Annotated in this window: 18 protein-coding genes; 9 read left to right on the forward strand and 9 right to left on the reverse strand. The window is 72.0% G+C overall.

The features are described from left to right. The first annotated feature begins 189 nt into the window (after nucleotides 1–189). Entirely contained in the window at nucleotides 190–1686 is a 1497-nt protein-coding gene (locus tag SACE_RS05630; protein ID WP_231849930.1) for a PucR family transcriptional regulator, read from the forward strand. A gap of 257 nt (nucleotides 1687–1943) precedes the next feature. Beyond that, nucleotides 1944–2174 (forward strand): hypothetical protein, encoded by a 231-nt coding sequence (locus SACE_RS05635; RefSeq protein WP_009949526.1) that lies wholly within the window; start codon nucleotides 1944–1946, stop codon nucleotides 2172–2174. Nucleotides 2175–2381: 207 nt separating this feature from the next. Here SACE_RS05635 and SACE_RS05640 read toward each other — a convergent pair whose 3' ends face one another. Next, a complete protein-coding gene (locus SACE_RS05640; RefSeq protein WP_009949524.1) occupies nucleotides 2382–3578 on the reverse strand; it encodes an MFS transporter in 1197 nt (398 codons plus the stop codon). A 326-nt stretch (nucleotides 3579–3904) separates the two neighbouring features. Between SACE_RS05640 and SACE_RS05645 the strand changes: the two genes are divergently transcribed. After that, complete coding sequence (locus SACE_RS05645) at nucleotides 3905–5434, forward strand: MFS transporter (protein WP_009949523.1); 1530 nt, start codon at nucleotides 3905–3907, stop codon at nucleotides 5432–5434. Nucleotides 5435–5437: 3 nt separating this feature from the next. Here the strand turns inward: SACE_RS05645 and SACE_RS05650 are convergent, their stop codons facing one another. The 8 genes from SACE_RS05650 to SACE_RS05685 all read right to left on the reverse strand — a co-directional run bounded on the left by SACE_RS05650 (nucleotide 5438) and on the right by SACE_RS05685 (nucleotide 14056). After that, the gene (locus SACE_RS05650) at nucleotides 5438–6613 is read right to left on the reverse strand and encodes a cytochrome P450 family protein (protein ID WP_009949522.1); all 1176 of its coding nucleotides are present in this window, start codon (nucleotides 6611–6613) and stop codon (nucleotides 5438–5440) included. 96 nt (nucleotides 6614–6709) lie between these two features. After that, on the reverse strand, nucleotides 6710–6934 hold the full coding sequence (locus tag SACE_RS05655) for a hypothetical protein (RefSeq protein ID WP_009949521.1): 225 nt from the start codon (nucleotides 6932–6934) through the stop codon (nucleotides 6710–6712). 244 nt (nucleotides 6935–7178) lie between these two features. Continuing rightward, on the reverse strand, nucleotides 7179–7994 hold the full coding sequence (locus SACE_RS05660) for an FAD binding domain-containing protein (protein ID WP_009949520.1): 816 nt from the start codon (nucleotides 7992–7994) through the stop codon (nucleotides 7179–7181). Continuing rightward, a complete protein-coding gene (locus SACE_RS05665; RefSeq protein ID WP_009949519.1) occupies nucleotides 7991–8464 on the reverse strand; it encodes a (2Fe-2S)-binding protein in 474 nt (157 codons plus the stop codon). The genes SACE_RS05660 and SACE_RS05665 overlap by 4 nt, the downstream gene beginning before the upstream one ends. 80 nt (nucleotides 8465–8544) lie before the next feature. Beyond that, complete coding sequence (locus tag SACE_RS05670; protein WP_011873266.1) at nucleotides 8545–10815, reverse strand: xanthine dehydrogenase family protein molybdopterin-binding subunit; 2271 nt, start codon at nucleotides 10813–10815, stop codon at nucleotides 8545–8547. A 446-nt stretch (nucleotides 10816–11261) separates the two neighbouring features. Continuing rightward, nucleotides 11262–12365, reverse strand: coding sequence for a sulfite oxidase (locus SACE_RS05675; protein ID WP_009949516.1), 1104 nt, complete (start codon nucleotides 12363–12365; stop codon nucleotides 11262–11264). 36 nt (nucleotides 12366–12401) lie between these two features. Then, entirely contained in the window at nucleotides 12402–13709 is a 1308-nt protein-coding gene (locus SACE_RS05680; protein WP_009949515.1) for a hypothetical protein, read from the reverse strand. Continuing rightward, nucleotides 13706–14056, reverse strand: coding sequence for a cupredoxin domain-containing protein (locus SACE_RS05685; protein ID WP_009949514.1), 351 nt, complete (start codon nucleotides 14054–14056; stop codon nucleotides 13706–13708). Before SACE_RS05685 ends, SACE_RS05680 begins: the two co-directional genes overlap by 4 nt. A 93-nt stretch (nucleotides 14057–14149) precedes the next feature. Here SACE_RS05685 and SACE_RS05690 point away from each other — a divergent pair, with 93 nt between their 5' ends. The 6 genes from SACE_RS05690 (at nucleotide 14150) to SACE_RS05715 (ending at nucleotide 20454) form a co-directional block, all read left to right on the forward strand. Then, the gene (locus SACE_RS05690; protein ID WP_193755445.1) at nucleotides 14150–15967 is read left to right on the forward strand and encodes a hypothetical protein; all 1818 of its coding nucleotides are present in this window, start codon (nucleotides 14150–14152) and stop codon (nucleotides 15965–15967) included. Beyond that, on the forward strand, nucleotides 15967–16305 hold the full coding sequence (locus tag SACE_RS05695; RefSeq protein ID WP_009949510.1) for a hypothetical protein: 339 nt from the start codon (nucleotides 15967–15969) through the stop codon (nucleotides 16303–16305). Before SACE_RS05690 ends, SACE_RS05695 begins: the two co-directional genes overlap by 1 nt. A gap of 363 nt (nucleotides 16306–16668) precedes the next feature. After that, nucleotides 16669–16959 (forward strand): hypothetical protein, encoded by a 291-nt coding sequence (locus tag SACE_RS05700; RefSeq protein WP_011873270.1) that lies wholly within the window; start codon nucleotides 16669–16671, stop codon nucleotides 16957–16959. Nucleotides 16960–16991: 32 nt separating this feature from the next. Further along, nucleotides 16992–17792 (forward strand): hypothetical protein, encoded by an 801-nt coding sequence (locus SACE_RS05705; protein WP_009949507.1) that lies wholly within the window; start codon nucleotides 16992–16994, stop codon nucleotides 17790–17792. Nucleotides 17793–17814: 22 nt separating this feature from the next. Continuing rightward, nucleotides 17815–19686 carry a fumarate reductase/succinate dehydrogenase flavoprotein subunit gene (locus SACE_RS05710; RefSeq protein ID WP_009949505.1) on the forward strand — a complete coding sequence of 624 codons (1872 nt, stop codon included), beginning with the start codon at nucleotides 17815–17817 and terminating at the stop codon, nucleotides 19684–19686. A 9-nt stretch (nucleotides 19687–19695) separates the two neighbouring features. Next, nucleotides 19696–20454, forward strand: a complete 759-nt coding sequence (locus tag SACE_RS05715) for a succinate dehydrogenase/fumarate reductase iron-sulfur subunit (RefSeq protein WP_009949504.1) — start codon at nucleotides 19696–19698, stop codon at nucleotides 20452–20454. The last annotated feature ends 66 nt before the right edge of the window (nucleotides 20455–20520 follow it).

Below are 20520 nucleotides of genomic sequence, written 5' to 3' on the forward strand. Positions count from 1 at the left end.
CGGCGGTTCCGAAAGGCGCTGAGCGCCGCTCACCGCTGACCAACTGCTGTCCGTGTGCAGGTCGGAGCGAACTTTCCGACGATCGAGGCGTCGGTTCTCGGTAGAGTGATCAATCGAAGCTACGATTGCTCACCGCCGGTCACGACCAGCGCGGTTGGGGTTCCGCAGCGGATCACGATGGGCGGTGCCATGGCCGATGTGCAGTTCGATCAGCGCGACTTGCGGATGCTGCTGCGCGAGGCCACCCGGCCGGACGGGACGCGGATGCTGCTGCGCTGGCTCGCCGAGCGGCTCGGCGTGCGGGCGCTGCTGCTGAACCGGTTCGGCGAGCTGGTCGCCTCGTACCCGGAGGGACCGGAGCCGGAAACGGCGCGGGAACAGGATCTGCTGGCGGAGGCGGCCGACACCATCGCGTCGGTGCTGTCGCAGCGCTTCCACGCCGCGGCGCACGACGCCGGAACGCATTCGGTGCGGGTGCTCGCCGTCGACGCCGAGCAGCTCGGCCCGGTGCTCGTGGTGGCCCGGCGCGGGGCCTTCCCCGACGACGCGAACGCGCTGATCGCCGACGTGGTGCGCCTGCTGCGGCTGCGGTGGCGGGCCGACGAGGCCGACCGCCGCCGAGCCGAGCTGGAGCGGGCGGAGTCGCTCAACCGCGAGGCGATCCTGCACATGCTCATGGTCGGCCAGCTCGACGGCGCGCGCCGCGCCGCGGGCGCGTTGGGGCAGCGGCTCCCAGACGTGCTGCGCGTCTACCTCATCGAGTGCGCGGGCGGCGACCGCGCGGAGGCCGCCCGCCGCTGTTCGCTGGTGTGCGGGGACCGGGCGTGGATCATCCCGTGCCCGGCGTACCACGACCAGATCATCGTGCTGGCCTCCGCCTCGGACGCCGGGACGCTGGAGTCGCTGGACGACGAGCTGCACGAGATCGCCGACGGCGCGCTGTGCATCGGTGCGGGCGAGGTGGTGCCGCTTCGCGACACCGCCGCCGGCTACCGGCAGGCGTTCCACGCGCTGGCCGTCGCCAGGAGCAACCCGACGCGCTTCGCGTTGTTCAGCCCGCGTGCGGAGCTCGACGCGCTGCTCGGCGTCGAGGGCGTGGTGTGGGCGCGCGCGGTTCTCGCGCCGCTGCTGGACTCCACCTCCGAACGCGGCCAGGACCCCGACTCCGGTGAACTGCTCGCGACGCTGCACTCGTGGCTCAGCTTCTACGGCCGCGCGGCCGCGCAGCTGAAGGTGCACCGCAACACGGTTGCGACCCGGTTGCGCCGGATTGAACGGACGTTGTCCTGCGACTTGACGGAACTTGAAACCCAGGCGGTGCTGCACCTGGCCGTCCGGTTGCTCGACCGTCCACGAAGGACTGCCGCCGTGCGCGGCGCGGTTCCCGATCTCGACAGCGTCCTCGACACGGACCCGGTGCGGCAGTGGGCGGCCGCGGTGCTCGCGCCGATCCTCGACAAGGACCCCCGCCTGTTCCTGGACACGCTGCGAACGTGGCTGGTCAACAACGCCAGGCTGGACGGCACGGCCGCCGCCCTGGGCGTCTCGGTGCCGGGTGCGCGCAAACGCCTGCTGCGCATAGAGGAGGCGCTGGGACGCTCGCTGCTGAACGGTCCTTCGGCCCGCTACGACCTCCTGTTCGCCTTGCGGATCCGGCAGCGCGGCTGGACCGACGCAGCATCCTGAAACCGATTCGCGCCACCGTTGTGCAAATCGAACCTGGACTCGTTCGACGGCGGCTTCCTAGGGTCCTGGGAAACCGATCGCCGACCCCGGGAGCTCGACATGTCGAACCAATCCGATTCCCCGCTGGTACGGCGATATCCGCGATCGATCTCCGGTCCCATCCGGCAGTGCATTGTGGACATCGGGGCGGACGTGTCCGCCGCGGGCGGAATCCCGGCGCCGCCGGGCGCCGAGACGACGTGAGAGCGGGGGCAGCGATGAGGAACGACGACCGCGCCCTGGCGGTGGCGCTGCGCGGGGCGCAGTGGGCGCTCGACGACGCCGCCTACGCCATCCCGTCCGGGCAGTACGGTCCGCACCAGTGCCACGAGCTCGCCGGGATCCTGGAGCGCCTCGCCGTTGTCCTGCGCGAACGCGGGCGCAACCACGGCAGGACGGTGGACGCAGGCGTGCTCGCCGATGCCGCGGCGGAGCTGGCCTCGGGCTGAGACGCCCGACATGACCGGGTGCGGGCGGATTCGGGGACGCCGCATCCGGGCGGGTGCCTTTCCGCCGCGGGGCCGCGCCCTCCCGAAGTCGCCGCCGTACCGACCCCCACACACGGTGGCGTCCGGGGCGCGGATCCGAAGCGGAAGCACGGAGGCGACCCGCACCGGGCCATCCCCGCTTCCCTCCGCGGGGATGGCCCTCTCCGTTCACCGCTGCCCGGCTTCGTAGCGGCGGCGGGCCAGGGCCGCCACCGCGGTCAGCGCCACCGCCAGCGCCGTCGTCGCCGCGAACAGCAGCGCGTACCGACCCCGTTCGACGAGGAACCCGCCGAGGGCCGACGCGACGGCGCTGCCGCAGAACAGGGCGGCGGCGAAGAACGAGACGGCCGTGCCCCGTGCCGACGGTGCCACCGACGTCGCCCACGTCTGCAACGACGAGTGCATGAACGACCAGCCGCCGCCCAGCAGCAACGTCGTGACGACCACGGTGACGACGTCGACGCGCAGGCTCACCAGCGCGTAGCCCGCGCACATCTGGGCGCCGCCGATCGTGATCAGCAGCCAAACCGGACGCCCGCTGAAGGCTTTGCGCAGCAGCAACGAGAACAGCCACACGCCGACGCCGTAGGCCCCGGTCGCGATTCCGGCGACGGAGGCTTCGACACCGCCGCTCTGCAGTGCGGAGGCCAGGAACGTCATCGTGCCCAGCAGTGCCCCGCCCTCGACGAGCGCCAGCCCGAAGACAAGCAGCGCCCAGCGGTTCCGCAACACCGCGGCGAAGTGCTGCCGCATCCCGCCGACGGCCGCGCGCTCGGGTTCGGGCAGGCCGCGCAGCGCGAAGGAACAGGCGAGGGCGAGCACGGCGGGTGCGGCGAACACCGCACGCCAGTGCAGGAGGTCGGCCAGGACCCCGCCCACCGCGGTCGCCAGCGCGGTGCCGAGGGCCATGAGCCCCATGAGCTCGGACAGCGCGCGCTGCCGCCGCGCCACGGGCACGGTGTCGCCCACGTAGGTCAGCGCGGTCGGGACCACCGCGCCGAAGCAGGCGCCCGCGACCACGCGTGCGGCCACGAGCGCGCCCAGCGAGGGCACGACCGCCGAGACCAGCCCGGCGGCAGCGGCTCCCAGCAGGGTGGCCCGCATGATGCGGACTCGGCCGTAGCGGTCCGACAGCACACCCCACGCGGCCTGGGACAGGCCGTAGGCGAGGAAGTAGCCGCTCGCGGCGGCCACGGTGGCGGCCAGCGGTGCCCGCAGGTCCAAGGCGATGAGCAGCAGCATCGGGGTGACCGCGAAGCGGTCGAAGGTGCTGACGAAGGAGGCCGCGCACAGCACCATCGGCGGTCGTGCGGCGGCGGACATGTCGCTGGGGGAGGTGGCGGGGGAGCTGGCGGTACCGGACATGGACCTTCCTCGGTTTGGTCGGTCCATTGATGATGGCTTTCGTGTGGCGAACTAACCAGGGGTTGTGGCGCGGACCGCTCGAACGCCCTGCGGTCGCCCGTCCTCTCGTCGCGCGGTCGGTCCTCCGCTACCTGTTCGGTTCGGATACCGGGCATCTGGAGCGAAGTAGAAGTATTCGCGGATCTGAAATGACTGGTCGCAGGTCATTGACCTGGAGTCAACTCGAAGTTTCAGAATCGTGCGACCACGACGCCGGAATTCCGCGGACGAGCCCGCGGCGACGCGATCTCGCCCTGCTCCGGTGCTGCCCGACCGAGAGGACCCCGATGGTCACCGACCGACCGCTCGCCACCGGTGAACGCGCCGGTTACCGCGAATGGGCCGGCCTCGCCGTGCTCGCCCTGCCCACCCTGCTGCTCGCGGTGGACAACAGCGTGCTGTTCCTGGCGTTGCCGCACCTCAGCGAGGACCTGGCCCCGACGGGCGGCCAGCAGCTCTGGATCATGGACAGCTACGGGTTCATGATCGCCGGTTTCCTGGTCACCATGGGCACGCTCGGCGACCGCGTCGGCAGGCGCAGGCTGCTGATGTCCGGCGCCGCCGCGTTCGGCGTCGTGTCGGTGCTGGCGGCCTACGCGCCCAGCGCCGAGGCCCTCATCGCGGCCAGGGCGCTGCTGGGCGTCGCCGGTGCGACGCTGATGCCCTCGACGCTGGCGCTGATCACCGAGATGTTCACCGACCGGCGGCAGCGCGCGCTGGCGATCGGCGTCTTCATGAGCTGTTTCATGGGCGGTGCGGTGTTCGGCCCGGTGGTCGGCGGGTTCGTGCTCCAGCGGTTCTGGTGGGGAGCGGTGTTCCTGATGGGCGTTCCGGTCATGCTGCTGCTCCTGGCGACCGGGCCGCTGCTGCTGCCGCAGTCGCGCGGGAACGGGCGAGGCAGGCTCGACCTGGTCAGCGTGGCGCTCTCGCTCGCCGCGATCCTGCCGGTCATCTACGGCCTCAAGGCGATCGCCGCGAACGGAGCGAGCTGGACGGCGTTGCTCGTCGCGGCGGCCGGCGGGGGCTTCGGCGCGCTGTTCGTGCGGCGGCAGCGCACTCTCGCCGATCCGCTGCTCGACCTGCGGCTTTTCGCCAACCGCTCGTTCAGCGCGGCGCTGGTGATCCTGCTCTTCGCGATGTGCCTGCAGGGCGGTGTCTACCTGCTCGTCGGCCAGTACCTGCAGATGGTCGAGGGACTTTCCCCGCTCGCGGCGGGGATCTGGATGGCGCCGCCCGCGGTCGCGCTGGGCATCGGCTCGGTGCTGTCGCCGCTGCTCGCACGGAGGTTCCGCCCGGGCGTGGTGATCGGAGGCGGGCTCCTGCTGTCGGTGCCCGGTTTCCTCCTGCTGGCCGTGGCCGACCACAGCGGGGGACCGGCGCTGCTGGTGGCCGCGACGACCATCGGATTCCTCGGGACCGCCCCCATCGGTGCGCTCGGCATCGACCTGGTCGTCGGGTCGGCGCCTCCGGAGAGGGCGGGCGCGGCGTCCTCGGTCGCCGAGACCAGCGGCGAGTTCGGGATCGCCTTCGGCGTGGCGGCCTTCGGCAGCGTCGGAGCGGCCGTCTACCAGCGCAGCGTGGCGGACTCGATTCCCCGCGGCGTGCCACCGGAGGCGGCCGATGCCGCCCGCGAGACGCTGCCGGGTGCGGTGGCCGCGGTCGAAGGGCTTCCCGGGGACACCGCCGGCGAACTGCTCGGTGCGGCGCAGCAGGCCTTCACGACCGGCCTGACGACGGTCGCGGGCCTGTGCGCGGTGGTCGTCGCCGTGCTCGCGGTGCTCTCGCTGACCGTGCTGCGCGGGCTGCGGACCGCGTAGCGGTCAGGACAACCGCACCGGCAGTTCCCGCAGGCCGCGGTTGCGGAACGACGGCCGCCACCGGAGTTCCGCGGGGTCCACTGCCAGCGAGAGTGCGGGGAAGCGGGTGAGGACGGTGCTGAAGGCGACCTCGGCCTCCATCCGGGCCAGCGGGGCGCCGATGCAGAAGTGCGGTCCGTGGCCGAACGCCAGGTGCGCGTTGTCGGCGCGGTCGGGTATCAGTTCGCCGGGCGAGGTGAAGCGGGCCGGATCGTGGTGCGCGGAGACCAGGGAGAGCAGCACGGTGTCGCCCGCCGGAATCCGCACCCCGCCGATCTCCAGATCCTCCTTTGGAAACCGGCGGATGGAAAGCTGCGGCGGAGGGTCGAACCGCAACAGCTCCTCCACTGTGGACGGAAGTAGGCCGCGGTCGGACCGGACGGCAGCGAGCTGCGCCGGGCGGGCCAGCAGGGCGGCGAGCCCGTTGCCGATCAGGTTCACGGTGTTCTCGTAGCCGGCGAACAGCACCAGGAAGGCCGTGGAGGTCAGCTCGTCCTCGGTCAGGCTGCCGTCTTCGTCCCGCAGCCCGACCAGTGTGCTCGGCATGTCCGCACCGGGTTCGGCGCGTTTGCGCGCGATCAGGTCGACCAGGAACGCGTACAGGGAGCGCAGCGAATCGCGGGCGCGGTCGGGTGTGGACGGCGCGAGCATCTCGTCGGTCCACGCCCGGAAGTCCGGCCGGTCCCGCGCGTCGACGCCCAGCAACTCGCAGATCACGGTGATCGGCAGCGGACCCGCGAAGGCCGACATCAGCTCCGCCCGCTCCTGGCCCGCGACGGCGGCGAGCAGTTCGTCGGCGATCTCCTGGACGCGGGGCCGCAGCAGTTCGGTGCGGTGCGCGGTGAACGCCCTGGTGACGGTCCGGCGCAGCCGGGTGTGCTCGGGCGCGTCCATGTTGAGCAGGTTCGCGTCCAGGGCGGGCGGCAGCGACAGGCCGCGGTAGCCGTCGGTGGCGTGCGCCTTGTCCAGCGACAGCCGCGAGTCGGCCAGCGCGGCGCGGACGTCGTCGTAGCGGGTGACCAGCCAGACGCGCGAGCCGTCCGGTGCCACCGCCCGGTGCACGGGACCCTGCTCGCGCAGCCGCGCGTACGCCGCGTGCGGGCAGGTCACGAACTCGTCGTCGATCTCGACCGGTCGCATCCCGGCAATCTATCGGCGGTGGCGGGGTGGTGTAGCCGTCGGGTGGCGCGAACGCCGCGGTGGGCGGGGCTGCGTCGCCGCCCACCGCACGGTGCGTTATCTCGACAGGGTTTCGTGGAAGTGCACGTCACCGTGGATCTCCCCGGCCTGTACGACGATGCCCCCGCCCGCGTCGGCGACGTTGTTGTGCACCACGGCGGCGGAACGCTTCGGCTCCGTCCGGCGTGTGCCCCGCGAACCGTCCGTCCGGAGGTGGTCGAGGAGCAGCTCAGCGAGACCGAGGAAGACCTTCACCGAGAACGCGGTGAAACCGATGAGCAAGGCCGCCGCCGCGCCGAGCAGGAGCAGTCAGCCCGCGTGGACGGCAGGGGCTGTTCACAACGCGTGGCACGCGGCAACCCGTTCGACGCTCATCGCACTCGCCACCTTCAGGAGCGAACCGGCAGAACATCCGACATGCTACCGGGCGCGGTGCGCATGTCATTGCGCCGAACGGACTTTTCCCGCTGCACAGCACTGCTTTCCGAGCCGAGGCCCGCATTCGGACCTCGGCTCCGAAACGGTCTCAGCGCGTCCGGGCGTTCTCCAGCGCACGCCTCACGAGCACCTTCGCCAGATGCTGCCGGTAGGCGGCGCCGGCGTTGTGCTCGTCCGGCGGCGAGGTGCCCTCGGCCGCGTGCTCGGCGGCCTCGGCCGGCGACGCGCCCGCGGCCAGCGCGGCCTCCACCGCGCTCGCCCGCATCGGCTTCGGACCCATGTTCACCAGCGCAACCGCGTCACCGGCCACCGCGACGCCGACGATCGCCCAGTCGATGGCCCGCCGGGTGAACTTCTGGAAGTCCCAGCCCTGGCCGCCCCGCTTGGCGATGCGGATCTCGGTCAGCAGCTCACCGGGCTCGACGGCGGTCTCGAAGAAGTCCTTGAAGAACTCGGTGGCGGGCACCTCCCGCGAGCCCGCCGGACCGCGCACGACCAGCACCGCGTCCAGCGCGAGCGCGACAGCCGGGAGGTCCGACGCGGGATCGCCGTGCACCAGCGAACCGCCGATCGTGCCCCGGTGGCGGACCTGCGGATCGCCGATCGTGCCCGCCGCGTGCGCCAGCAGCGGCACCTCCCGGCCGAGCAGCTCCGAGGTCGCGAGGTCGTGGTGGCGGGTCATGGCGCCGATGGCGACGGTGTCGCCCCGGTCCTCGACGTAGGAGAGGTCCGGCAGGCCGCCGAGGTCGACCACGACCTCGGGCACCGCCAGCCGCAGCTTCATCAGCGGCAGCAGCGAGTGGCCGCCCGCCAGCAGCTTGGCGTCCTCGCCGTGCTCGGCGAGCAGGGCGAGCGCGTCGTCGACGGAGCCGGCCCGCCGGTAGGTGAACGCGGCGGGGATCATTCGGCAGCCTCCGTGGTCCGCTCCGCCGCGGCGAGCACCGACTCCACGATGTTGTGGTAACCGGTGCAGCGGCAGATGTTGCCCTCGAGCCCGCTGCGCACCTCGGCGTCGGTCGGGTTCGGGTTCTCGCGCAGCAGGGACACCGACGCCATCACCATTCCCGGTGTGCAGAACCCGCACTGCAGCCCGTGCTTCTCCTGGAAGGCGCGCTGCACCGGGTGCATGGACTCGCCGTCGGCCAGGCCCTCGATCGTGGTGACCGAGTGGCCGTCGGCCTGCGCGGCCAGCACCGTGCAGGACTTCACCGACTCGCCGTCGAGCAGCACGGTGCACGCCCCGCAGGAGGTCGTGTCGCAGCCGACGTTGGTGCCGGTGAGCCCGCGGGTGTCCCGGATGTAGTGGACGAGCAGCGTGCGGTCCTCGACCTCATCGCCGTGCTCCTCGCCGTTGACGTTGATCGTGACGTGCACCGGGCACTCCTATGCAAGATCGTCCTGTGGCGGCCCGTCCGCGTTCGGCGCGGGCGGCCCGGCGCCGGGTGCGCCGGGGTTCATGCCTCGTTGATCGCCGCCCACACCCGCTCGGGCGTGGTGGGCATGTCGATGTGGCTGACGCCGAGGTGGGACAGCGCGTCGACGACCGCGTTGTGCACCGCCGGCGTCGCACCGATCGTCCCCGCCTCACCGATTCCCTTGACTCCCAACGGGTTCAGCGTAGTCGGCGTCTCCATGCGCAGCAGTTCGAACCGGGGCAGCTCGGAAGCGGTGATGATGGCGTAGTCGGCGAAGTTCGCCGTCTGCGGGTTGCCGTCGGCGTCGTAGGACATGTGCTCCAGCAGCGCCTGCGCCGCGCCCTGCGCGATCCCGCCGTGGCGCTGGCCCTCGGCCAGGACCGGGTTGAGCACCGGACCGGCGTCGTCGACGGTGACGTGGCGGACGTGCTCGACCGCGCCGGTCTCGGTGTCGACCTCGACGACGGCCAGGTGCACCCCGAACGGGAAGGTCGGGCTGTCGGAGACGAAGTGCACGTCGGCTGCCAGCCCACCGCGGTCACTCGCGCGCTCGGCCAGCTCGGCCCACGAGATCCCGACCGACGCGGCGCCGCGCACCCGCCAGTCGCCGTCGACCAGCTCCACGTCCCGCTCGTCGATCTCGATCAGCTCGGCGGCCAGCGCCCGTCCCTTGTCCCGCACGTCCACCGCGGCGCGCTGCACCGCCGACCCGCCGAGCTGGAGCGACCGCGAACCCATCGTCCCGGCTCCCGCGGGCACCCGGTCGGTGTCGCCGTGGACCACCTGGACGCGGTCGATGTCGATGCCGAGCTGGTCGGCCACCAGCATCGCGAACGAGGTGGCGTGGCCCTGGCCGTGCGCGGAGCTGCCGGTGAGCACCAGGGCGCTGCCGTCGGGCAGCACCTCGACGCGCCCGTGCTCGCCCTCGGTGTTGTTCGGCGCGGTGATCTCGACGTACAGGGAGATGCCGAGCCCGAGCTGGCGGATCGCGCCCTCCGCGCGCCGACGGGCCTGCTCCTCCCGGAGCGCGCGGTAGTCCGCGGCGTCGAGCACCGCGTCGATCGCGCGGACGTACTCGCCGCTGTCGTAGACCAGCCCGGTCGCCGTCCGGTACGGGAACTGCTCGGCTCGCACCGCGTTGCGGCGCCGCACCTCGGCCGGGTCCAGCCCGACCTCGGCGGCGAACAGGTCCACGGCGCGCTCGATCGCCGCGGTCGCCTCCGGCCGGCCGGCGCCCCGGTAGGCGGCGGTGGACATCGTGTTGGTGACCACGCAGCGGGCGGTCGTCTCGACCTTGGCGATGTCGTAGGGGCCGCCGGCCATCAGGCCGGTGAAGGTCGGCAGGAAAGCCGACATCAGCGGGTACGCGCCGAGGTCCTGCACCAGGTCGAGCCGGTAGGCCAGGATCCTGCCCTCGCGGTCGCCGCCGATGGTCACGATCTGGCGCTGCCCGCGGCCGTGGGTCATCGCCACCATGTTCTCGCTGCGGCTCTCCGACCACCGCAGCGGTCTGCCGGCCCGCCGGGACAGCCAGCCCAGCAGCACGGCGTCGGGGTCGATGCCGATCTTGGCGCCGAAACCGCCGCCGACGTCGGGGGTGATGACGCGGACCTGGCCCTCGTCGAGCCCGAGTTGCGCCTGGACGGCGTCGCGGCACGCCTGGGCGTTCTGGTTCGACAGCCACATCGTGAGCCTGCCGTCGTCGCCCCACGCGCACGCCGCGGCGCGGGTCTCCAGCGGCGCGGCGGCCAGCCGCTGGTTCTCGATCCGCCGCGTGACGACGACCTCGCAGCCGTCGAACAGCGACTCGTCGCGCTCGCCGGACCGGGCGGCGGTGTTGGTGCCCGCCTCGGGGAACAGCAGCACCTCGTCCCGCAGCGCGTCGTCGACGTCGACGACCGCGTCCAGCGGCTCGTAGTCGACCGAGACCAGTTCGGCGGCGTCCACGCCCTGCGCGCGGGTCTCGGTCACCACTGCCGCCACGGGCTCGCCGACGTAGCGCACGACATCGCGCGCCAGGTGCGGACGTGCCATCGCGGACGGGAGGGGCTGCCCGCCGAGGCCGGGGCCAGGGGCCACCGGGTCGACGTCGAGGTCCGCGCCGGTGAAGACGCCGAGCACGCCGGGCATCGCCGCGGCGTCGGCGACGTCGATCGCCTCGATCCTGGCGTGCGCCATGGGACTGCGCACGAAGGTCACGTGGGCGGCGCCTTCCAGCGCCGGTTCCCGGAGGTCGTCGACGTAGACGCCGCCGGAGGTGAGCAGGCGCGGGTCCTCGCGGCGTTCGACCCTGGTGCCGAGAATGCTCAATGCTGCCTCGCAGTCGCTCCGAACGTGGACGGGCGAGGCGACCACCACCGCGTGCGGTCGGGGTCGTCGCCCGGGTGGAGAGCGCTCTCGTACCGGTCGGGCGGAACCTCGGCGCCGAAATTGGAAAACCGAGCGCAACCCCCGTGCGGGGGATCAATGGTAGTACCAAGGATCTCGATGCGGGCGACTTTAGAACAACGGCGAGAGCCGGCGCAATACCGTGCGGCGAAAGGCTTTTCGGTCGACGCGAACGGCCCGAACAGGAGTAGAATACCGCGCGCGTGATCATCCACTGTGGACTGATCCGGGTGTCGTGGCGACGTTCGACCGCCCTCGCGCCGGCTCCGTCCGCTTCTTGCCGGATCAGTGGAGGTGCGGTGACCGCGGCCAGGCCACCCGCGCCCGTCAGCGCCGGTTTCCAGGCCTGGCGGCGCAGGGCGTCCGGATCAACCGTCGCAGAGCACCGGGACTCGCTGGACCGCGTTGTTGGCGAACCCGCCTGCGTTCCACGTCTGGTCGGCAGGCTGGGTCCGGCCGGTCGCGTCGGTCGCGCGGGCGACCAGGACGTGCCTGCCGGGTGTGGCGCGCCAGCTCGCCGTCCATGGCCGCCACGCCCACGGGTGCGGGTGCGGTCCGAGGTCGGCGTCGGTCCACGTGTGGCCGTCGTCGGTGCTGATCTCGACGCGCTCGACGGGGGCCCTGCCGGACCAGGCGCGGCCGGTGAGGCCGACGGCTCCCTGCCGCACCACCCGCGTCCGGGACATGAAGTCGGGAAAGCCCGGCGGGACGAGCAGCGCCCTGGGCTCGATCAGGGTGACCGGCTCGCCCTGCTCGCCGGGTTCGCGGCGCAAGCGGTAGGCGACCGCGTTCTGGAAGCCGGTGAACGGCTGGTCGGCGACGGTGATCTCGCGAAGCCACTTGACGTGGGCCATGCCGTACCAGCCGGGGACCACGAGCCGAACGGGGCTGCCGTGCTGGGGCGGCAGGGGAGCGCCGTTCATCTCGTAGGCGAGCAGGACGTCCGCGCCGAACGCCTCGGCCAGCGGCAGCGACCGCTGGTAATCCTGCTCCGCGCCGCGTTCGACGCCGTGGTCCGCGCCGGTGAACACGACCTCCACCGCGGCCGGGCCGACGCCCGCCTCGGTCAGGACCTCGCGCAACGGGACTCCGGTCCACTCGGCGGTGCCCACGGCCTCGACCAGCCACGGCTGGCTGACCGGCCGGGGCAGCAGGCGGGCGCGGCCGTTGCCCGCGCACTCCATGGTCACCCGCACGGTCCGGGCGGGCCGCGAACGCAGACCGGCCAGGTCCAGTTCCAGCGACCGCGTCACCACGCCGCCGACGGCCAGCCGCCAGCGGTCCGGATCGACGACCGGGATGTCGTAGTGGGTCAGCAGGTAGTGCAGGCCGGTCGGCGTGACGTCGTAGCGCAGGGCTTCCAGCGGCATGCCGTGGTTGCGCGCCGCGAGCGCCAACTCGTCCATGCCGATCCCCTCGCCGGGTTCGGCCAGCCGCGCGGGGAAGCTGACCTCCGGCAGCCGCGCGTCCACGGTCCGAGGATGCGCTCCCAGCGCCTCGCGCGCACCTCAGCCCGAGAGCAGCAGCAGGAGCCCGGTGCAGGTCAGCAGGACCATCGCGATGACGACGGGGACCTGCCCCCTGCGCGCCCGCCGAGGCGGGAACAGCCGCAGCGCCTGGTCGTGCGCGGCGGCCGTGCTCGCGATGTGGCCGAGCACGATGGCGTTGATCTGCACCGTGGCGACCACCTCCGGCGCGAGCAGCCGGTAGTCGACCCGCGCGCCGGTCGCGCCGAACGGGTCGGCCGCCAGCAGGAACGGCATCTGGCCCTCCAGCAGGAAGAACGAGAAGTAGTGCGCGACGGCGTAGCCGAGCGCGATCGGCAGCAGGGTCGGCGCGAACAGCCCGGTCAGCGCCGCGCCGGTGCCCGAGACGCGGGCGCTGATCGTCATCGCGCCCGCGTACAGCGCCGACACGAGGGCGATCGAGCCGGCCAGACCGGTGGTCGCGACCAGCGTGCTGCCCGAGCCCGGCACCGCCTGCCAGCAGGTGGTGCGGGTGAGCCCGTCGAAGGCCGTGGCTCCGACCAGCACGCACGCGACAGCGGCCAGTCCGGGCTCGGTGTCGGCCCGGACCAGCCCCGCGAGCGGGTTGCGCAGAACCAGCGCGCCGTCGGCGCGGCGGCCGATCGGGCTCAGGCGGGCGATGAGCGTCGAGTAGACCTCGAAGCCGTCGCCCCTGGCGAACCACGCCGGGCCGTAGACCGCCGCCGCGGCCAGGTTCACCGCTGCGTAGCCGACGATCACCGCGCCGACCAGCCGCGGGTCGGACCGGGCTGGCGCGACCAGTTCCAGCCAGACGAACGCGAGCAACCACCCGGCGGCGGGCCAGTAGCCCAACCACGTGGGCAAGGGGCGCTCCCGCGCGGGCAGCAGCCGATGCAGTGTCCGAAGTGGATTGACGACGCGCCACACCGGACCGAGCAGCGCGCTGGCCGGCACCAGGCCGACCCAGAACGTCACGTACAGCACCCACGGCGCGAGGTTCGCGCCGGTGCCGGCAGGCCCGAGGAACGCCACCGCGACGACGAACAGCGCCAGCACGAGCACCAAGGCCCGCAGCGCAGCGCGGAGCCGCGCGGAGTCGGCGAACGCCGGGATCCCGCGTCCGGCATCGGGATCGAGCCACGGCTTCGACCACAGCTTGGTCACGGCGACGAACGACACGGCCACCGCGATGCCGCCGCCCACGATGGCCGCGGGCCCGTTGAGCGGCAGGTCGGTGCGCCCGCCGAGACCGTGCGCGAGCACGTCGGCGGTCGTGCCGAACGAGCCGGTCAACGGACCGGCCGCCGCGCCGAGTGCCTCGTTCGTCAACGGACTTCCAGGCTCGGCAGCGCCAGGCCGGACTCGTGCAGCTCGATCTCGAAGACCCCCGGGATGTCCGCGGTGAACTCGACAGTCGCCGGCGCGCCCGGCGTCAGCCGCGCCGCCTTGTCGTAGCCGTGGACGTGCAGCTCGTCGGCGGCGTCGCCGCGCACGGTCAGCCGCACGCGCTGGCCCACGCGGGCCTCGACGCGCTGGGAGGGGGCGTGCACCTGGCCGCCGGACACCTCGACCTCGGTCGCGACCACGCCGCCCGCCGGACCGGGCCCGGCGGAGCCGCAGCCGGAGAACAGCAGGACGGCCGCGAGTGCGGTCAGGAGTGCTCGTGCGGTGGCCATCGTTCGCCTCTCCGTCGTCACGCCAGAAATTAACAACGCTCAATGTCACATTAGGGGGTGACATTGTCCAGCTCCTGTTGTTCCATGTCCGGCATGACCTGGCTCATGCAGGCACCCGACGTTCGCCCGGCCGGAGGCGCCGCGATCGACCAGATCCTGATCGCCTCCGGTGGCGCGACCCTGCTCACCGCGCTCCTGCTGGTGCTCGGCCACGGCCACCGCACCGGCCGCATCGAGCTGCTGTCCAGGCTCGCCGACCACGCCGCGAACCGGTACTTCACCCGCGGCCTCCCGGGCTGGGCCGCGCTGCCGATGCAGCTGGCCCTGGTCTCCCTGCTCGTCGCGCTGCTGGGGATGTACTGGGACATCTCCCTGCACATCACGCAGGGCCGCGACGAGGGACCGCTGGCCAACATCGCGCACTACCCGATCCTGTTCGGGCTCTTCGGCCTGTTCGCATCCGGCGCGCTGGCCATGGTCCTGCCCATGGAACGGCCGCGCGGCTCGGTGCGCATCACCCGCGACTGGTATGCCCCGACCAGCGGGATCCTGCTCTGCGGCGCCGGTTTCTACGCGCTGCTCGGCTTCCCGCTGGACGACGTCTGGCACCGCATCTTCGGCCAGGACGTCACCCTGTGGGGCCCGACCCACCTGATGCTCATCGGCGGTGCGGGGCTGTCGCTGGTCGCGCTCGCGCTGATGGAGCGCGAGGGCGTACCCGAGGGCGAGGGCGCGGGCACACCGCTCCGGCGCTACGTCCGGCGCGGCATGATGATGGGCGGCCTGCTGGTCGGTCTGTCGGTCTTCCAGGCCGAATGGGACTTCGGCGTCGCGCAGTTCCGGATGGTGCACCAGCCGCTGCTGATCGCGGTCGCCGCCGGGTGCGCGCTGGTCACCGCCCGGCTGTGGACGGGGCGCGGCGGCGCGGCGGTCGCGGTCTGCTTCTACGTCCTGATGCGCGGCGGTGTCGCGGTGCTCGTGGGGCCGGTGATCGGTGAGCTCTTCGCCAGCATCCCGCTCTACGCGGTCGAAGCGCTGTGCGTGGAGGCCGTCGCGCTGGTGCTCCTCCGCAGGCCGCTGGCCTTCGGCGTCGCGTCCGGGCTGCTGATCGGCACCGTCGGGTTCGCGGGGGAGTACTTCTGGACGCGGTTCGCGTTCGTCCTGCCGTGGACTCCGGACATCGTGCTCGAAGGCGTGGCCATGGCAGTCGCCGGCGGCGTCAGCGGCGGTGTGCTCGGCGCGCTGCTCGTGCAGGCGCTGCGCGGCGAGCTGCCCCGCGCCCGGCGGGCGCTGTTCGCCGGCGCGCTCGCGGTCGTCGCCCTCGCGGTGACCAACGGCCTGGTCGGCACCGCGCCCGCGGGCGTCCGCGCGACGGTGGCGCTGGAGGACGTGCGCGGCGGGACCGCGCAGGCCGTCGTCCGCCTCGACCCGCCGGGATCCGCCGCGCATCCGGCCTGGCTGACCATGACCGGGTGGCAGGGCGGTGACCTGCACGTCGACCACCTGCGGCCGGTCGGCGACGGCGTCTACCGCACGAGCAAGCCGATGCCGCTGCACGGCAACTGGAAGACCATGATCCGGCTGCACGAGGGCCGTGCGATGCTCGCCATCCCCGTCTACATGCCCGGCGACGCCGCGCTCGGGCTGCCCGAGGTGCCCGCGACCGAGCAGTTCACCCGCGAGGGCCGGCCGGAGTGGCAGGTGCTGCAGCGCGAGACCAAGCACGGCATCCCGGCGTGGCTGTGGCTGTCGGCGTCGCTGGTCGTCCTCGCCTGCTCGCTGGCCCTGGTGCTGGCACTGGGCTGGGGTGCGCAGCGGGTGTCCAGGGTGGTCTCGGGCGAGCCGCCGGCGCCGCGGCGGCGGCGGACCGCGCCGGCGGACAGCCTCGCGGACGGGGCGGCGAGCGCCTGATGCACCTGGCGGCGGCTGAGGCGCTGGTGTCGGCGCCGGGCGCGGCACTCGCGAGGTCGGGCCTCGCGTTCGTGCCGACGGACGTCGGGTTCCCGGCGACGGGCGCGGCGTCCGTGGCGTCTGCGGTGTCGGCGAGCGGGCGGCTCGTCCTGGCCGGCCACCCGATCATCACGGCGGTGCCCTTCTTCGTGCCGACCTTCGTCGTCGCGGCCGTCATCGGCATCGTCATCTGGCGCGACCGCCGCCGCGGCCGCCAGGAGGGCGAGCCCGAGGGCGCCGACGGAGCGCCCGGTGCGTCCGACGGGACGGAGACCGCCGACCACCCCGAAGGGCCTTGATCGCGGTTGTCCGCCCGTCGCAACCGCTTACTCCTCAGTAGTGAGTGAGGAGTCGCCGAGGCGGCCGAGCGGGCCGATCACGACGTTGATCGTCACTCTCCGCAACCCGACTCGGCAGGCGCGGAGATCATCAAAGCCCTCCGGCAACACAGCGCCACCTGCGAGACGTCGATCACAACGTCCGGGCTTCTCGTGCAGGCGTCGGCCAGTAGTCCCTGCGTAGAACTCCGGTAGGGGGAATTGCTGTCGATCTTCCGTGTGTCTCTTGTCACAGTGCCCGGTTCGGGGCAGAGTCAGGAACCAGGCGCTGGCCCCCACGCCCGACGAACGTCAACACGAACCGTGACTTGAGAGGTGTTCGGCATGTCCTCGACGACGACAGAACTGGCCGACCTCCAGCGAGCGCTCGGACAGCTCCGCACCAGCGTGGGCGCCCTGCGGTCGCGCTACGGCGACGTGAACGCCGTCCGCCGGATCAGCAACGACGTGGAACGGCTCGGCATCGACATCGCCGAGCTCACGTCGCTGCCGGTGCCGCGCGGCGGCGCCGGACCGGGGGCCGCCGAGACGGTGATCGTCCCGGACACCCCGTACGACTCGTCGCTGTGGCGGGACGCCGACGACGAGGGAGTGGGCGGCCAGCGCGGTTACTGACGGGCACGACGAGACGACGAGGTCCTTCACACATGTCCGCTCCACCCCGCACCGCCGGCCGGGTCCGGCTGTCGGCGCGCACCCTGCGAACGGACCGGTGGTGGCTGCCGCCGCTGGTCACGTTCCTCGCCCTGTTCGCGTTCGTGGTCTACGGCACGATCCGGGCGTTCATGAACGTGTGGTACTGGGTGCCCGAGTACCACTACCTGGCGCCGTTCTACTCGCCGTGCCTGAGCACTTCGTGCGTGCCGGGTTCCAGCCACTTCGGCCAGCCGTTCCCGGACCTGGTGCCGTGGGTGCCGCCGCCGCTGTTCGTGCTGCCGTTCGTGCTCGGCTTCCGCCTGACCTGCTACTACTACCGCAAGGCCTACTACCGCGCGTTCTGGGCGTCCCCGCCCGCCTGCGCCGTCACCGAGCCGCACGCGCGCTACACCGGTGAGACGCGGTTCCCGCTGATCATGCAGAACGTGCACCGCTACTTCTTCTACCCGGCGCTGGTCATCGCGGCGATCCTCACCTACGACACGGTGATCGCCTTCCACGGCGCCGACGGCGGCTTCGGCATCGGGCTCGGCACGGTCCTGATGGTGGTCAACGTCGTGCTCCTGTGGGCGTACACGCTGTCCTGCCACTCGTGCAGGCACCTGGTCGGCGGCAAGCTGAGGCACTTCTCCAAGCACCCGGTGCGCTACTGGCTGTGGACGAAGGCGACCTGGCTCAACGGCAGGCACATGCTGCTGGCCTGGTCGTCGCTGGTGTCGGTGGCGCTGGTGGACATCTACGTGATGTTGGTGGCCGCCGGCGCGTTCCCCGACCTCAGACTGATCAACTGAACAGATTGCGAGCAGTACGCGGATGGTTGAGATCGAGCGGCATGATTACGACGTCGTCGTGATCGGGGCCGGTGGCGCCGGACTGCGCGCGGCCATCGAGACCCGTTCGCAGGGTCTGCGGACGGCAGTGGTGTGCAAGTCGCTGTTCGGCAAGGCCCACACCGTCATGGCCGAGGGCGGCATCGCGGCGTCGATGGGCAACGTGAACTCCCGTGACAACTGGCAGGTGCACTTCCGCGACACCATGCGGGGCGGGAAGTTCCTGAACAACTGGCGGATGGCCGAGCTGCACGCGAAGGAGGCCCCGGACCGGGTCTGGGAGCTGGAGACCTACGGCGCGCTGTTCGACCGCACCGAGGACGGCCGGATCAGCCAGCGCAACTTCGGCGGCCACGAGTACCCGCGGCTGGCCCACGTCGGCGACCGGACCGGCCTGGAGCTGATCCGCACGCTGCAGCAGAAGATCGTCTCGCTGCAGCAGGAGGACAAGGCCGAGTTCGGCGACTACGAGGCCCGGCTGAAGGTCTTCCAGGAGTGCACGGTCACCGAGTTGCTCAAGGAGTCCGGCCGGATCGCCGGCGCCTTCGGCTACTGGCGCGAGTCGGGTCGGTTCGTGCAGTTCCGGGCGCCCGCGGTCGTGCTGGCCACGGGCGGCATCGGCAAGTCCTTCAAGGTCACCTCGAACTCGTGGGAGTACACCGGCGACGGCCACGCGCTCGCGCTGCGGGCGGGGGCCTCGCTGATCAACATGGAGTTCGTCCAGTTCCACCCCACGGGCATGGTCTGGCCGCCCAGCGTGAAGGGCATCCTGGTCACCGAGTCGGTGCGCGGTGACGGCGGTGTGCTGCGCAACTCCGAGGGCAGCCGGTTCATGTTCGACTACATCCCAGAGGTGTTCAAGGACAACTACGCCGACAGCGAGGAGGAGGCGGACCGCTGGTACGGCGACCCCGACAGCAACCGGCGCCCGCCCGAGCTGCTGCCTCGCGACGAGGTCGCCCGCGCGATCAACAGCGAGGTCAAGGAGGGCAGGGGCTCCGAGCACGGCGGCGTCTTCCTCGACGTGTCCAGCAGGCTGTCGGCCGAGGAGATCACCCGGCGGCTGCCGTCGATGCACCACCAGTTCAAGGAGCTGGCCGACGTCGACATCACCGCCGAGCCGATGGAGGTCGGCCCGACCTGCCACTACGTGATGGGCGGCGTGGAGGTCGAACCGGACACCGCGCAGTCGCGGGTGCCGGGCCTGTTCGCGGCGGGTGAGGTCGCCGGCGGCATGCACGGCTCCAACCGGCTCGGCGGCAACTCGCTGTCGGACCTGCTGGTGTTCGGCCGCCGCGCCGGGCTCGGCGCGACGAAGTACCTGGAGGGCCTGGAAAGCCGCCCGGCGGTCCGGGAGTCCGAAGTGGACGACGCCGCGCAGCGCGCGCAGATCCCCTTCGAACCCGGCGACGGCGCCGAGAACCCCTACGGCCTGCACTCCGAACTTCAGCAGGTGATGAACGACCTCGTCGGCATCATCCGCAAGGGCGAGGAGATGCAGACCGCGCTGGAGAAGCTGCGCGAGCTCAAGCGGCGCGCGAAGAACCTGGCGGTGGAGGGCAACCGGCAGTTCAACCCGGGCTGGCACCTGGCGCTGGACCTGAGCAACATGCTGCTGGTCAGCGAGTGCGTGGCCGCCGCGGCGGTGCTGCGCACCGAGAGCCGCGGCGGGCACACCCGCGACGACCACCCGGGGATGGACCCGCGGTGGCGCGGCGTCGTGCTGTCGTGCTCGTTGTTCGACGGCGGCGTCGAGGTGACCGAGCAGCGGCAGCCGCCGATGCGGGACGACCTGCTCTCCCTGTTCAAAGTGGAAGAACTGCGCAAGTACTTCCCCGAAGACGAATTGCCGTGAGGAGACGAAATGGGCTACCAGGCGCACTTCCGGGTGTGGCGCGGTGATGCCGGAGGAGGCGATCTGGGCGACTACACCGTCGAGGTCAACGAGGGTGAGGTCGTGCTCGACATCATCCACCGCATCCAGGCCACGCAGGCACCGGACCTGGCGGTGCGGTGGAACTGCAAGGCGGGCAAGTGCGGCTCCTGCTCGGCGGAGATCAACGGCCGGCCGGGGCTGATGTGCATGAAGCGGATGTCGACCTTCAGCGAGGACGAGACCGTCACCGTGACGCCGATGCGCACGTTCCCGGTGGTCAAGGACCTCGTGTGCGACGTCTCGTACAACTACGCCAAGGCGCGCGAGGTCCCGGCGTTCCGGCCGCCGGAGGGGCTGGAGCCGGGCGAGTACCGCATGCAGCAGGTCGACGTGCAGCGCTCGCAGGAGTTCCGCAAGTGCATCGAGTGCTTCCTGTGCCAGAACACCTGCCACGTCATCCGCGACCACGAGGACAACAAGCAGGCGTTCTCCGGGCCCCGCTTCCTCATGCGCGTCGCCGAGCTGGACATGCACCCGCTCGACACCCACGAGGAGGCCGGCGGCCACCGCGCCGCCGAAGCCCGCGGCGACCACGGCCTCGGCCTGTGCAACATCACCAAGTGCTGCACCGAGGTCTGCCCCGAGCACATCCAGATCACCGACAACGCCCTCATCCCCCTCAAGGAGCGCGTCGCCGACCACCGCTACGACCCCATCCTGAGGCTGTTCCGGAAGAACAAGGACTGAGGTCGGTAAACCGAAGCCCCTTCCCCGCGCCGGACGCGGGGAAGGGGCTTCGGCTTGTCGGGTCTT

Origin of the sequence: Saccharopolyspora erythraea NRRL 2338 (assembly GCF_000062885.1) — a bacterium.
GTDB classification, from domain to species: domain Bacteria; phylum Actinomycetota; class Actinomycetes; order Mycobacteriales; family Pseudonocardiaceae; genus Saccharopolyspora_D; species Saccharopolyspora_D erythraea.